The organism is Deltaproteobacteria bacterium (assembly GCA_019912665.1).
GTDB lineage: Bacteria > Desulfobacterota > GWC2-55-46 > GWC2-55-46 > GWC2-55-46 > UBA5799.
On sequence record JAIOIE010000021.1, the window covers coordinates 316,705 to 329,541 of the forward strand.

The window sequence follows — 12,837 nt, forward strand, 5'->3', positions numbered from 1 at the left end:
CGTTCATTGGAATGGGAAAGCTGCCTTCAGTCTATTTGATAACGGACAGGAAAACCGCCCCTCCGGGCGCGTTCCTGAGCACCTTGAAGGCGGCGCTCTCGGGCGGGATAAGGCTTCTGCAGCTCCGGGAGAAAGACCTTTCAGCGAGGGAACTGCTTCACCTTGCGAAAGAGGTCCGGGAACTGGCTTCCGGATACGGCGCGAAGCTTCTCATTAACGACCGTGTGGACATAGCCATGCTCTCCGGTGCCGACGGGGTGCACCTTACATCGAACTCCTACGCGGCCTCATGCGCAAGAGAGCTGCTCGGACCGGGCAAACTCATAGGCGTCTCCACCCATTCCCTCGATGAAGCAAGGAAAGCCGAGGCCAAGGGAGCGGATTTCGTGACCTTCGGGCCTGTTTTTCATACGCCGTCTAAGGCGAAATACGGGCAGCCCCTCGGGACCGTGGCGCTTAAAGATACAGCCGCCGCGCTCTCCATACCCGTATACGCGCTCGGCGGCGTAAATAAAGAGAATCTGCGCGAGGCAGTAGGCGGAGGTGCGCGCATAGCCGTCATATCAGCCATAATGGGTAGCAAGGATGCGGCGCTGGCCGCAAGGGAACTTATAGAAAAGGCCCTCGCCTGCAGGCAGACAGAATAAATGCAGCATAAAAGAAGGAGCGGATATGACACAGCTTGAGGCCGCCCGCAAGGGCGTTATAACCGAAGAGATGAGGAACGCTGCTCTCTCCGAAGGCGTAGACCCGGACTTCATAAGAAAGGGCATCGAGGACGGGACCGTCGTAATCACGAAGAACAGACTGCACCACTCCATACAGGGCCTTGCGGTTGGAAGGGGTCTCCGGACCAAGGTCAACGCCAATATAGGCTCGTCGCAGGACAGGGCCGATATAGAGGAAGAGCTTACCAAGCTCAGGGCCGCCATAGAGGCCGGGGCAGACGCGGTAATGGACCTCTCAACCGGCGGGGACGTATCCGCAATAAGAAAAGCCGTAATGGCCGAGTCGAGCGTACCCATAGGCACAGTACCTATTTACCAGGCCGCCTATGACGCCAGAAAAAAGGGGAAGTCCTTTGTAGAGCTCGAGCCCGATGAAATGTTCGACTCGATAGAGGCCCATGCCCAAGACGGTGTGGACTTCGTGACCGTCCACTGCGGGGTCACGCGGAGCTCGGTAGAGCGGGTAAGGAAGGAAGGGCGCATAATGGGAATCGTCAGCAGAGGCGGCGCCCTCACGGCCGAGTGGATGAAATTCAACAAGAAAGAGAACCCGCTTTACGAGGGCTATGACAGGCTCCTTAAGATAGCCAAAAAGTACGACATGGTCCTTAGCCTCGGCGACGGCCTCCGTCCCGGCTGCCTTGCGGACGCGACCGACAGGGGCCAGGTCCACGAGCTCATAACGCTAGGCGAGCTCGCGAAAAAGGCATTCGAGGAGGGCGTGCAGGTCATGATAGAGGGGCCGGGACACGTGCCGCTCGACCAGATAGAGGCTAACATAATCATCCAGAAGCGGCTCTGTAACGGTGCGCCCTTTTATGTGCTCGGCCCGCTCGTCACCGACATAGCGCCGGGGTATGACCACATAACATCCGCAATCGGCGGGGCCATAGCCGCCGCGGCCGGAGCGGATTTTCTCTGTTATGTGACACCGAGCGAGCACCTGAGGCTACCGACGGTCGACGACGTCCGCGAAGGGGTCATGGCCTCGCGCATAGCCGCGCACGCGGGGGACATATCAAAGAAGGCGAAAGGCGCGATGGAGGCCGACATAAGGCTCGCCAGGGCCAGGAAGGCCCTCGACTGGGAGGAGCAGATTAGGCTCTCCATTGACCCGAAGAGGTCCAGGGCCATAAGGGAGACGAGCCCGCCCGAGGACGAGAGCGTTTGCACCATGTGCGGGAGCCTCTGCGCGATAAAGATACAGAAATGAACCACCTCGCGGCAAGCCGCGCGTTTCACCGGTTGCTGAAAAACTGTTTCAGCCTGTCATTCTGAGCGAAGCGACAATTTTCGCAGGATAGCGAAAATTGAACTTGCACCAAAGGTGCAAGGCCCGAAGGGGCGAGCCCCAGGACGGGGCGAGATAAGAATCTCGGTCGCAAATGAACCTCCCGCCGCAAGCGGTGGGGAATTCAAATTTCAGATTAGATTAATGATTCCGGTATGCGGAGGCGGGTTATGGAGCCAAGGCTCACGGTCGTGACGCTCGGAGTGAGCGATTTTGAACGGTCCCTCGATTTTTACGGAAACAGGCTCGGCTGGCCCGTAAAGGTAGTGAACGGCGAGGTAGCCTTCTTCAAGCTCAACTGCGTGGTTCTCGCGCTCTACCCGAAGGACCTTCTCGCAAAGGATGCGGATGTCAGTCCGGAAGGCGGCGGATTCCCGGGCTTTACCCTCGCGCACAATGTAGAGAGCCCCGAGGAAGTGGACAAGGTATTGGACGAGGCCAGGGCAGCCGGCGCGGGCATACCTAAAAAGGCTCAAAAGACCTCATGGGGCGGATACGGCGGCTATTTTACCGACCCGGACGGCTATTTGTGGGAGGTGGTGCACAATCCATTCTGGTCCCTCGACGAAGGAAACCCTGTGATTCAATAATCTGCTCCGCTTGGCACAAGCTAAAAAGGCGGGCCGAAGCCCGCCTTTCCCTTCCCGAATACAAATTCATGCATGGCAACCTCTAAAAATTAGAGATTTTTCCCGGAGTCAAGGAAGGCCGGGAATAAAAAGCGCAGCATATATGAACAATATGTGAGCATTTTTATTCCCGGTTCTGACACAGAATCCGGGGAAAAGATCAATTTTTGGAGGTTGCCTTATATACTTCCCTTACACCTCAGCCACCTTAACGCAGTTCTTCCCACTCCACTTGGCCTTATAGAGCGCGTCGTCCGCGTGATTTACGAGGTCGCCGGAGTTCATGGCCCCTTTCTGCGGATAAGAGGCCACCCCGATGCTTACGGTTATCCTCTGGTTCACGAGGCCCGCGTACGCGTGCGCCTCTATCATCTCGCGGAGCCTCTCGGCCTCGTCGACCGCGCCCTTAAGGAGCGTGTGCGGGAGTATGACCGAAAACTCCTCCCCTCCATATCGGGCGACTACGTCCGTCTTCCGGACGCCCTTTTTTATCAGGGCCGCGATTTCCTTGAGGACCATGTCCCCTACCCTGTGGCCGTAGGTGTCGTTTATGCTCTTGAAGTTGTCGATGTCGACCATTATGAGTGAAAGCGGCGTTTCATACCTTACCGCCCTCTCGAACTCCTCTTCGAGCCTCGAATAGAAAAAGTTGTGGTTGTAAAGGTTCGTAAGGTGGTCCCTTACGGCCATCTCCTTCAGGACGTCCTTCTCCTTTACGACCTTCTCGAAAAGTCTGGCATTCCTGAGCGCGTGGAAGGAGGCGTTCGCCACTATCCTGCAGAAATCTATCTCCTTCTGCGTGAACCCGTTCTTTTTCTTTCTGGTCCGGAGGAAAAGGGTCCCGAGGACCTCGTCGTGGAAAACTATGGGGAGGATGAGTATGCTCATGCCTTCCAGGTCCTTGATGCTGTCGCGGACCGGGGACATTATCGGGTTCCCGAGCACGTCCTCGAGGGCGAGCGGCATCTTGCTCGTCATGACCTGTTTTATCTCGGGGTACTTTGAGAGGTCGATCTTGAGCTCCTTTACCTGCGGGTCCTCGTGAGAGGCGAGCACGTATCCCTCGTTCTCGTGCGTCGATATCAGCACTATCGAGCACCTGACGGCGTTGGTCGTCGCGGCCACCTTGTCGACAATCGTGCTGAGTATCTCCGAGGCGTCCAGGGTCGCAGCCATCGCGGTCGTGATGTCAAGCAGGGTCTCCAGGTTCTTCTTGTCCTCCTCGAGCTCCCGGTAGAACTCGCATATCCTCTTCTGGGCCTTCACCCTCGCCACGAGCTCGGCCCCGTTCAGGGGCTTCACTATGAAATCGTCAGCCCCGTTAGTAAGCGCGCTTACGATGGATTCCTTGTCGTCCTTAACGGAGATTATGATTATGGAGGGCCTAGGGGAGATGTTCATCCGCCTGATCTCGCGGCAGACGCTCATTCCGTCCATGCCCGGCATGACCAGGTCGAGTAGTATGACGTTCGGGACCCATTCATGGAGAATACGGAGCCCCTCCTTGCCGTCGGCAGCGGCCCTGGTCTCGAACCCGTTCTCTGCCAGGACGTCCTCGATTGCGGCCTTATTGACAAGGTTATCGTCGATTATGAGGACCTTGTTGCTGTTCGTCCTCTCGATCGTGAGTGTGTCTACGCCCATAAGCCTTTCAGGGCCGGGGGATGCCGCGGCCATGGCCTTTTTGGCTCAAAAAGCTTGACAAAACAGGCCTTTTATCTTAACATTTATTTTTTAAAACGCCGGCGTAGCTCAGTGGTAGAGCAACTGATTCGTAATCAGTAGGTCGAGGGTTCAACTCCCCCCGCCGGCTCCACTCGTTTCGATTCCCCCGTGCGCGATACGCACCGGACCTGCCTTTTCTTATCTTTTTACATGTATAAAAGTCAAGGCAAATCTGGCAAAACTAGCAGGTTGTTGAAAAACACCCTGCTAAGCAATCCATGGATGGATTGCCAGATTGCGAAGAGTATCCAAGTCGAGCAATTTGTGAGGCTTGGACGGATTCATTGTGGCTGAAAAAGTCCAGGAAGGACTTTTCCAACATCCTGCCAGATCATTCCTCTCTTCGGACTGAAGAGGGCGCAGCTTGAGATTTATTTATAAGACCTCAGGGCTTCCGGTTGTCTATGACCCCAAGGAGCACGTCAGCCGGCGCATAGCCCGGGAAGAGCCTGCCGTCGGGCATGACGAGGGCCGGGGTGCCTTTTATGCCGAGCCCCTCTGCGAGCCGGATGTTATTGTCCACTTCCTGGGTCTCGCAATCGGGCTTCGGGAGCTTTTTCCCGGCGAATGCGTCTTCGAGGAGCTTGACCGACTTCTGGCAGGCTATTGCCTTGCTCTTCTCATAGGCGCTTGGATGTATCGCGAGTGGGTACATCTTTATATAAAAGGCGATGTCCTTCCTCTCGGCGATTATTTCCTTAAGCTCCTCGTGCAGCCTGGCGCAGTACGGGCAATCCGGGTCGCTGAAGACGACTACCTTCTTCTCCGCCTTGGGATCCCCCATCACGACCGCCTTTTCCATCGAGACGTCCTTGAGATCGACCCTCCTCAAGGGCTTCGGCTCGCCAAGATCGGAAAGCTCCGTGAACCTCCCCTCTATTAGGGTCTTTTTCGCGAAGTCCAGATGGACAAGGATGACCTTATCGCCCTGGACGAGCTCCACTTCCCAGAGGCCTTTTACCGGGCTTAAGCGGACCGCCTTGACCTCCGCCTTGAACTTATCGGCCTTAAGGAGCTTCGAGGCTTCCTCTTTTGTGATGGTATGGCATTCCGCGCAATTCCCCCCTTTTGCCTCGAAGGCCTCGGCCTCCGGGGCATACGAGGCGGCTATTGCCAGTGCTGAAACGAGCGCCAGTACCTTTATCTTTTTCATCTTTTCTCCTTTGGTTTGGGCCGAACCGGTCCCGCCTGGGAAGCCGTTTTAAAACCTTCTGGGGGTGAGATGTCGAAAATTCTTTTCAGGCAACCTCTAAAAAGAGGTTCTTTCGCGCTTTTCCCGTAACTACCCAGAGTCCGGGGGAATATCTATTTTAGAGGTGCTTCAAAAAGACCGCTTAGAGGCGCTTAAGCCCCAGCACGTCCTGCATGTCATAGAGACCGTTCGGCTTGTCCATCACCCAGACCGCGGCCTTTACGGCCCCTGCCGCGAAAGTGTCCCTCGATGAGGCCTTGTGGGTTATCTCTATCCTCTCGCCTGGACCCGCAAATATTATGGTGTGGTCGCCCACTATGTCGCCGGCCCTTATGGTCTGTATGCCTATTTCCTCCGGCCTCCTTTCGCCTATTATCCCTTTGCGCTCGTAGACCGCAACGCTGTCGAGGTCCCGGCCTACGGCTGTAGCGGCCACCTCAGCTATCCTGAGCGCCGTCCCTGACGGGGCGTCCTTCTTGTGCCTGTGGTGCGCCTCTATTATCTCAATATCATATTCCCTGCCTACGACCGACGCCGCCTCCTGTACGAGCCGGAGGAGAAGGTTCACGCCCACGGACATGTTCGGGGCCATCACTACCCTGCCGCCTTCCGAGAGCTCCTTTATCTCGTCCCGCTGATGGAAAGAGAACCCGGTAGTGCCTATGATCAGGGCCTTCCCGAATTTTACGGCCAAGTCCAATACCTTCATGGACGATTCGGGGGTGCTGAAATCTATTATGGCGTCAGCCTTCTTGAACGCCTTTTCCGGGCTGTCGGTTATCCTTATCCCGGATTTTCCTATCCCGGCCATCTCGCCGGCGTCTTTCCCTAGGTACGGGGAATCCTCCCTTTCAAGGGCCCCGGAAAAGGAGGTCGCGGGGTTCGCCTCTATCGCGCCTATTATGGCCCTGCCCATCCTTCCGGCGGCGCCGGTGACCGCTATCTTAATCATCTCCGGGCTCCTTTCGCTACGAGCCCGAAGCTATCGAGGACGGACGCGAGCTTTTCTCTGTTTTCGTCTCTCATATCGACGAGCGGAAGCCTCAACTCCGGGCCGGTCATGCCCATCATGTAAAGGGCCGTCTTTACCGGGACCGGATTCGTCTCGAGGAACATGGCCCTGTTGAGGGGCTCGAGCCTGTAATGAATATCCCGTGCGCCGGCGAGGTCGCCTTTCATGAACGCCTTTATCATATCAGATACCATGCCGGGGACGACGTTCGAGGTGACGGATATCACGCCGTGCCCGCCGATTGAAAGTAGCGGCAGGGTCGTGAAGTCGTCGCCTGAAAGGACGATAAAGCCCTTCTTTGAGAACTCGATAGTGTCGCTCACCTGCTTGAGGTCGCCGGTTGCCTCTTTTATCCCGACGATGTTCTTAAGCTCCGAGAGCCTCGCGGTCGTCTCCGGGAGCATGTTTACGCTCGTCCTCCCTGGCACGTTGTAGAGTATAAGGGGTATGGAGACCTCCTCGGCCACCTTCCTGTAATGCTCGTAAAGGCCCTGCTGAGTGGGCTTATTATAGTATGGCGTTATGAGAAGAGCGGCCTTTGCGCCGGCGCTCTCGGCGTGCTTTGTGAGGGCTATTGTCTCAGCCGTGGAGTTCGAGCCTGTCCCGGCGATAACAGGGACCCTCCCGGCGGCCGCTTCTATTGTGAGCTCTATTACCCTGTCATGCTCCTCGTAGGAAAGGGTCGCGGACTCGCCGGTAGTGCCGCACGGCACGAGCCCGTCCGAGCCGTTCGTTATCTGGAACTCGACGAGCCTCCTAAGAGCCTCCTCGTCGACCCCCCCGTCCCGAAACGGAGTGACCAGGGCGGTTATCGAGCCTGTGAACATTTCTCCCTCCTTGCCGGTTTTCCCTTTCAAAGCTCTATCTCTCCCCTGAAGACCTCTTCCGCCGGTCCGGTCATGTATACGTGGTTGTCCTTATTCGACCATTCGATGTCGAGCCTGCCGCCCTTCAATAGGACCGCGACCTTGTTGTCCGTGAGGCCCTTGAGCATGGACGCTACAGCGGCCGCCGACGCCCCTGTCCCGCAGGCAAGCGTTTCGCCCGCCCCGCGCTCCCATACCCTCATCTTTATCCTTTTCCTCCCGAGGACCTCTATGAATTCGACATTGGTCTTCTTCGGGAAAAACCTGTTTACTTCCAGAAGCGGACCGTACTTCGTAACCGGGAAGCCGTCCACGTCGTCAACGTATATGACGCAGTGCGGGTTGCCCATGGAGACGCAGGTTATCTCGAAGGATTTGTCGCCTGCGGCAAGCCTCCTGTCGACGATTCTGCCCTCCGCGAGCGTAGGCACGAGACTCCCCTCCAGGACCGGCTCGCCCATGTCAACCTTCACCAGCTTCCCAGCCCTCTCTGGCCTGATTATACCCGCAAGCGTTTCTATGTCCAGCCTGCGTTTCCTCGACAGCCCCCTGGACCAGACGTACTCGGCAAGGCAGCGTATGCCGTTCCCGCACATCTCGACCCTGCCGCCGTCGCTGTTGTAGATGTCCATCCTGAAGTCCGCCTTTTTCGAGGACTTGAGTATGAGCGCCTGGTCGAAGCCGATCCCGAATCTCCTGTCAGAGAGCTTCTTGAGCTTCCCGGCGATGCCGGGTATGTCCCTTGACATCGCGTCAATGACGATGAAGTCGTTCCCGAGGCCGTGCATCTTGGAAAATTTAATCTTCATGCTACCTTCTCCGGGCCGCCTTTTTCCGCTTCGCTACTGGGCGCGCTTCCTCTCCCCTTACGAGGTCTTCGAGGCTCTCCCTCTTCCTTATGACCGAGAATTCCCTGCCCCTTACCATCACCTCGGCCGCGCGGGGCCGGGTGTTATAGTTGCTCGACATGGAAAAACCGTACGCGCCCGCGCTCATGAGGGCTATTGTATCACCGGGCGCTACCTGCGGTATCTCCCTGTCCTTTGCAAGGAAATCGCCCGATTCGCAGATCGGGCCGACCACGTCGGCGACGATCCCCCTTTTGCCGTTCTTTTTGACCGCCTTTACGGCGTGGTACGAGCCGTAGAGGCTGGGCCTTGCGAGGTCGTTCATTGCGGCATCGACTATCACGAAGTTCTTCTTAGCATTCTTCTTGGTATAGACGACCGTTGTGGCGAGTATGCCCGCGTTCCCGACCATAGACCTTCCGGGCTCAAATATCAATGTGACGCCGAGGCCCTTTGTGCCCTTCATGACGGCCTCGCCGTATTTGCTCGGGTGCGGCGGCTCTTCCCTGTCATAGGTGATGCCCAGGCCGCCGCCCATATCCAGGTACTTTATTTCCACGCCCTCGGCCCTGAGCTTTTTAAGGAGGTCGGTCGTCTTACGGAGCGCGTCCACAAACGGGCCGAGCTTCGTTATCTGCGAGCCTATGTGGCAGTCTATGCCTATGGGGTCCACGTTCTTAAGCCGCCTTTTGGCGTTGAGGTATTCCTTGAAGGCCTCGCCGGTCTCTATGCCGAACTTGTTCTTCTTGAGCCCCGTTGATATGTAGGGATGCGTCTTCGGGTCCACGTCCGGATTGACCCTTATGGCTATCCCGGCCTTTTTCCTCAAGCGCCCGGCTATCGCGTCTATGGCGCGGAGCTCCTGGGGGGACTCCACATTGAACATGAGTATGTTGCTCTTTAGCGCGTACTCTATCTCGTCCTCCCTCTTGCCCACGCCGGAAAAGACGATCTTACGCGGGTCTGCCCCGGCCTTAAGCGCCCTGAAGAGCTCTCCGCCGGAGACGATGTCGAAGCCGCTCCCCTCCTCGGCAAAAGCCCGGAGGACCGAGATATTGGAGTTCGCCTTTATGGAATAGCAGATAAGGTGCGCAACACTCCCGAAGGCCTCGTCATAGGCCTTGTAGTGGCGCTTCAAGGTCTTCTGGCTGTAGATATAGACCGGCGTGCCTACTTCCTTTATTATCCGCCCGACGGGTACTCCCTCGGCGTAGAAGTTTTTGCCCTTGTACTCGAAGAAATGCATCAATGCCCTCCGAAATAATTTATTCTATCAAAAGACTTCCAAGGTTCAAAGGATATAGACGGGTAGCGGGGTATTACCTGTTTACAAGGGCAGCCGTCTCCAGCGGCGGCAATGGCGGGCCCTTTTTGCCGCAGGATGATGCCCCTGCCGCAAGGACAAGGAGAGCTGTGATTATTATGAAATACCTCATCAGCAGGCCCCTTTTTCTATTTCTTTTTTCGCGGCCCGGAGCATTTTTCTGACGCTTTCAGGCGCCGTGCCGCCGTAGACCTTCCTTGCGTTAAGCGATCTCTTTATGGAGACCGCCTCCCTTATGTCTTCGTTAAAAAGCGGCGAAAGGGCCTTCCATTCCTTCAGGTCAAGCTCTTCCAGGGTCTTATCTTTCTTTATGCAGTAGGCTACGGCCCTCCCTGCGGCCTCGTGCGCCTCCCTGAAGGGCAACCCCTTCCGGACGAGGTAGTCGGCTGCGTCGGTGGCGTTAAGGAAGCCCGCGCCGGTCGCCCTGAACATCCTTTCCCGGTTCACCTTCATGGTCCTGAGCATGGGCGCGTATACCTTCAAAACGGTCTTGAGCGTATCGATAGTGTCGAAGAGCGGCTCCTTGTCCTCCTGCATGTCCTTATTATATGCAAGCGGGAGCGACTTCATGGTCGTAAGTAGCGAAACGAGATGGCCGTAAACCCTTCCGGTCTTTCCCCTCGCAAGCTCGGCTACATCCGGGTTTTTCTTCTGCGGCATTATGGAGGAGCCGGTTGAGAAGGCGTCCGATAGCTCGATGAAGCCGAACTCCTGCGATGACCAGAGTATTATCTCCTCTGAGAGGCGCGAAAGGTGCATCATCAAAATGGATGCCGCTGAGAGGAACTCGATTACGAAATCCCTGTCGCTTACGGAATCGAGGCTGTTGTCGGTCGCCCTGGAAAAACCCAGAAGCTTTGCGGCGTACTGCCTGTCGAGGGCATAGGGGCTCCCGGCGAGCGCGCCGGCCCCGAGCGGCATCTCATCCATCCTCTCAAGGCAGTCCAGTAGCCTCCCTGTGTCGCGCTTTAGCATCTCGTAATAGGCAAGGAGATGGTGCGCGAAGAGCACGGGCTGGGCCCTCTGGAGGTGCGTGTAGCCCGGCATGACACTATCGAGATTGGCCTCGGCGGTATCGACGAGCGCCTTCTTAAAGCCGTGCGCGAGATTCAGTATCTCGAATATCTCGTCCTTGAGATAGAGCCTTATGTCGAGGGCCACCTGGTCGTTCCTGCTCCGTCCGGTGTGGAGCTTTCCGCCGAGAGGGCCTATTTTCTTTGTAAGGAGCGCCTCGACAGCCATGTGGATGTCCTCAAGCTCGGGCGTAAGCTTTGCCTTACCCGAGGCTATCTCCTTTTCCACTTCATTGAGGCCGTTGATTATCCGCCTGGCTTCGGATTCCTTGAGGATGCCTGCCTTTACAAGGACCTTCGCGTGCGCGACCGAGCCCCTTATGTCGTGCCTGAAGAGGCGGCAGTCGAACCCTATGGAGGCGTTAAACTCCTCCACGAGCCTGTCCGTAGACTCGGTAAACCTGCCTGACCACGCCTTCTTTTTCATATTAGTTATTTCCCTCGCCAAGCATCTCAATCACCGCCCCGTAAAGGAGCGGCACCATTATCTCATGGTGGCCGGTGAGCCTGTATCCCTTTCCCCCGCCCATGGTCGGCCTCCGGACGACATTGGTAAGGGGCCTGTAGTGCTGGATAAAGTCCATGTTGACGGTAGAGAAGCCTTTTATATCGTGCCCCAGGTTCCGGACGAGAGTGATCGCCTTAAGGAAGACCTCCGGGAGTATCACGGCAGAGCCGATGTTTACATATATGCCGCCTTCGAGCGAGGCGACTACCGAAGAAAAAATCCTGAAATCCATCGTCGAGGCCGCGCCTGTGGCAGCGCCGTCCATGTGCGGGTGTATGTGGAGGATGTCGGTCCCGAGGGCTACGTGCACTGTTACGGGTATGCCGAGCCTCGCCCCTGCGGCGAGGATGCTCTTGTCCTTATGCGGGAAGCGGGATTTCCATATCATCTCGCCGACCGCGCATCCGAGCCCCTTTTTCGCGCCCCTTTTTATCGCTTTATTCAGGAGCCTCCCTGTCTCCTCGGCCATGCCGAATGAGCCGCTACCGAGTTCAGCATCAACGTCCTCCGAGGTGCAGCCGGCAAAGGCGGTCTCGAAATCGTGCACCACGCAAGCGCCGTTCATGGCTATTGCCGAGACGACGCCCCGCTCCATGAGGTCTATTATAAGCGGGGAAAGGCCCGTCTTGATGACATGTGCGCCCATGCCGACGGCCACGGTCCGGCCGCTCCTGTGGGCCTGGACGACCGCGGATGCGACCTCCTTAATGTCCCTGGCCGCGAGTATGTTGGGTAGGCTTTCGAGGAACCCGGCGAAAGAAGAGCCTCTGGTCGAGGGGACGGCAAAATCCCCCACGCTAACCTTGCTTTTCCTGTCCTTTATCGAGTAGGTCTTGAGGCCTTTGGAGGAGATAGGCTTGAACTTCATTCAGTACGCTTCCTAACAGTTTGCTGAAAAACTCAAAATCTTATTCAGGCTGCTCAAAAAGCTCAAGATGCAAGGAGCCGAAAAACAAGGAATGGGGCGTACTTTTTTGTACGCCGGAGTGTCCGATTTTGAAGACGACGCCGCAGATTTGGCTTTTTCAGCAGCCTGTTAAACCTTCTGGAAGAGCATATGGTCCACCAGCTCGCAGACCGCGTGGCAGAAGGTGATGTGCACCTCCTGTATGCGGGCGGTCCTGGCGGCGTCCACATTTATGAATACGTCGCCTTTTCCGGCAAGGAGCCCCCCGCCCTTTCCCGTGAGAATTATTACTTTCATGCCAACGGCCCCGGCGGCCTCCACGGCCTTGAGGATATTACGGGAGTTGCCGCTCGTGGTTATCGCTATCAACACGTCCTCGGGCCTGCCGAGCGCCGTGACCTGCTTTGAGAAGACCTCGTCGAACGAGTAGTCGTTCCCGATGCTCGTAATCGCCGACGAATCGGTAGTTAGCGCTACGGCGGGTAGCGGGGGCCTCTCGACCTCGAACCTGTTCACGAACTCGGCCGCCAGGTGCTGGGCGTCCGCGGCAGAGCCGCCGTTTCCGGCGATCAAGAGCTTCCCGCCCTTTTTGAAAACCTCGGAAATGATCTCAGCCGAGCGCACGACCGCCGAGACATTCTCGGGGGTCAGGAACTTCTCCTTGGCCCTTATGCTCTCTTTAAACGACCTTGCCGCTATATCGTCATTTTTCATCTTTATTTCCGGGCCTTATG

At 56.8% G+C, this 12,837-nt stretch carries 12 protein-coding genes and 1 tRNA gene; 4 read left to right on the forward strand and 9 right to left on the reverse strand.

From position 1 onward, the window contains the following. The first annotated feature begins 11 nt into the window (after positions 1-11). The 3 genes from thiE (at position 12) to K8I01_10910 (ending at position 2,609) form a co-directional block, all read left to right on the forward strand. The gene (thiE, locus tag K8I01_10900; GenBank protein MBZ0220924.1) at positions 12-647 is read left to right on the forward strand and encodes a thiamine phosphate synthase; all 636 of its coding nucleotides are present in this window, start codon (positions 12-14) and stop codon (positions 645-647) included. A gap of 25 nt (positions 648-672) precedes the next feature. Further along, a complete protein-coding gene (gene thiC / locus K8I01_10905) occupies positions 673-1,941 on the forward strand; it encodes a phosphomethylpyrimidine synthase ThiC (GenBank protein ID MBZ0220925.1) in 1,269 nt (422 codons plus the stop codon). A gap of 248 nt (positions 1,942-2,189) precedes the next feature. Then, complete coding sequence (locus K8I01_10910; GenBank protein ID MBZ0220926.1) at positions 2,190-2,609, forward strand: VOC family protein; 420 nt, start codon at positions 2,190-2,192, stop codon at positions 2,607-2,609. 231 nt (positions 2,610-2,840) lie between these two features. On the opposite strand, the gene K8I01_10915 is transcribed toward K8I01_10910, so the two are convergent. Continuing rightward, the gene (locus K8I01_10915; protein ID MBZ0220927.1) at positions 2,841-4,292 is read right to left on the reverse strand and encodes a diguanylate cyclase; all 1,452 of its coding nucleotides are present in this window, start codon (positions 4,290-4,292) and stop codon (positions 2,841-2,843) included. A 97-nt stretch (positions 4,293-4,389) separates the two neighbouring features. Between K8I01_10915 and K8I01_10920 the strand changes: the two genes are divergently transcribed. Further along, positions 4,390-4,464: transfer RNA gene (locus tag K8I01_10920), tRNA-Thr, on the forward strand. A 294-nt stretch (positions 4,465-4,758) separates the two neighbouring features. Here the strand turns inward: K8I01_10920 and K8I01_10925 are convergent. From K8I01_10925 to K8I01_10960, 8 genes are all read right to left on the reverse strand, one after another. After that, positions 4,759-5,526: a DsbC family protein gene (locus tag K8I01_10925; GenBank protein ID MBZ0220928.1), complete on the reverse strand. Its 768-nt coding sequence runs from the start codon at positions 5,524-5,526 to the stop codon at positions 4,759-4,761. A gap of 181 nt (positions 5,527-5,707) precedes the next feature. Then, the gene (dapB, locus tag K8I01_10930; GenBank protein ID MBZ0220929.1) at positions 5,708-6,517 is read right to left on the reverse strand and encodes a 4-hydroxy-tetrahydrodipicolinate reductase; all 810 of its coding nucleotides are present in this window, start codon (positions 6,515-6,517) and stop codon (positions 5,708-5,710) included. Next, positions 6,514-7,404, reverse strand: a complete 891-nt coding sequence (gene dapA, locus K8I01_10935; GenBank protein ID MBZ0220930.1) for a 4-hydroxy-tetrahydrodipicolinate synthase — start codon at positions 7,402-7,404, stop codon at positions 6,514-6,516. Before dapA ends, dapB begins: the two co-directional genes overlap by 4 nt. Positions 7,405-7,430: 26 nt before the next feature. Next, complete coding sequence (dapF, locus tag K8I01_10940; GenBank protein MBZ0220931.1) at positions 7,431-8,246, reverse strand: diaminopimelate epimerase; 816 nt, start codon at positions 8,244-8,246, stop codon at positions 7,431-7,433. 7 nt (positions 8,247-8,253) lie between these two features. Continuing rightward, complete coding sequence (lysA, locus tag K8I01_10945) at positions 8,254-9,537, reverse strand: diaminopimelate decarboxylase (protein ID MBZ0220932.1); 1,284 nt, start codon at positions 9,535-9,537, stop codon at positions 8,254-8,256. A 189-nt stretch (positions 9,538-9,726) separates the two neighbouring features. Further along, positions 9,727-11,115 carry an argininosuccinate lyase gene (gene argH, locus K8I01_10950; GenBank protein ID MBZ0220933.1) on the reverse strand — a complete coding sequence of 463 codons (1,389 nt, stop codon included), beginning with the start codon at positions 11,113-11,115 and terminating at the stop codon, positions 9,727-9,729. A 1-nt stretch (position 11,116) separates the two neighbouring features. Then, entirely contained in the window at positions 11,117-12,064 is a 948-nt protein-coding gene (locus K8I01_10955; GenBank protein MBZ0220934.1) for a deoxyhypusine synthase family protein, read from the reverse strand. A 168-nt stretch (positions 12,065-12,232) separates the two neighbouring features. Beyond that, entirely contained in the window at positions 12,233-12,817 is a 585-nt protein-coding gene (locus K8I01_10960) for a D-sedoheptulose 7-phosphate isomerase (GenBank protein ID MBZ0220935.1), read from the reverse strand. Positions 12,818-12,837 lie beyond the last annotated feature (20 nt).

What these genes read in the sequence shown, in the direction of transcription:
- thiE (MBZ0220924.1), top strand. Translation starts at nt 12, where the DNA reads ATGGGAAAGCTGCCTTCAGTCTATTTGATAACGGACAGGAAAACCGCC.
- thiC (MBZ0220925.1), top strand. Translation starts at nt 673, where the DNA reads ATGACACAGCTTGAGGCCGCCCGCAAGGGCGTTATAACCGAAGAGATG.
- K8I01_10910 (MBZ0220926.1), top strand. Translation starts at nt 2,190, where the DNA reads ATGGAGCCAAGGCTCACGGTCGTGACGCTCGGAGTGAGCGATTTTGAA.
- K8I01_10915 (MBZ0220927.1), bottom strand. Translation starts at nt 4,292, where the DNA reads ATGGGCGTAGACACACTCACGATCGAGAGGACGAACAGCAACAAGGTC.
- K8I01_10925 (MBZ0220928.1), bottom strand. Translation starts at nt 5,526, where the DNA reads ATGAAAAAGATAAAGGTACTGGCGCTCGTTTCAGCACTGGCAATAGCC.
- dapB (MBZ0220929.1), bottom strand. Translation starts at nt 6,517, where the DNA reads ATGATTAAGATAGCGGTCACCGGCGCCGCCGGAAGGATGGGCAGGGCC.
- dapA (MBZ0220930.1), bottom strand. Translation starts at nt 7,404, where the DNA reads ATGTTCACAGGCTCGATAACCGCCCTGGTCACTCCGTTTCGGGACGGG.
- lysA (MBZ0220932.1), bottom strand. Translation starts at nt 9,537, where the DNA reads ATGCATTTCTTCGAGTACAAGGGCAAAAACTTCTACGCCGAGGGAGTA.
- argH (MBZ0220933.1), bottom strand. Translation starts at nt 11,115, where the DNA reads ATGAAAAAGAAGGCGTGGTCAGGCAGGTTTACCGAGTCTACGGACAGG.
- K8I01_10955 (MBZ0220934.1), bottom strand. Translation starts at nt 12,064, where the DNA reads ATGAAGTTCAAGCCTATCTCCTCCAAAGGCCTCAAGACCTACTCGATA.
- K8I01_10960 (MBZ0220935.1), bottom strand. Translation starts at nt 12,817, where the DNA reads ATGAAAAATGACGATATAGCGGCAAGGTCGTTTAAAGAGAGCATAAGG.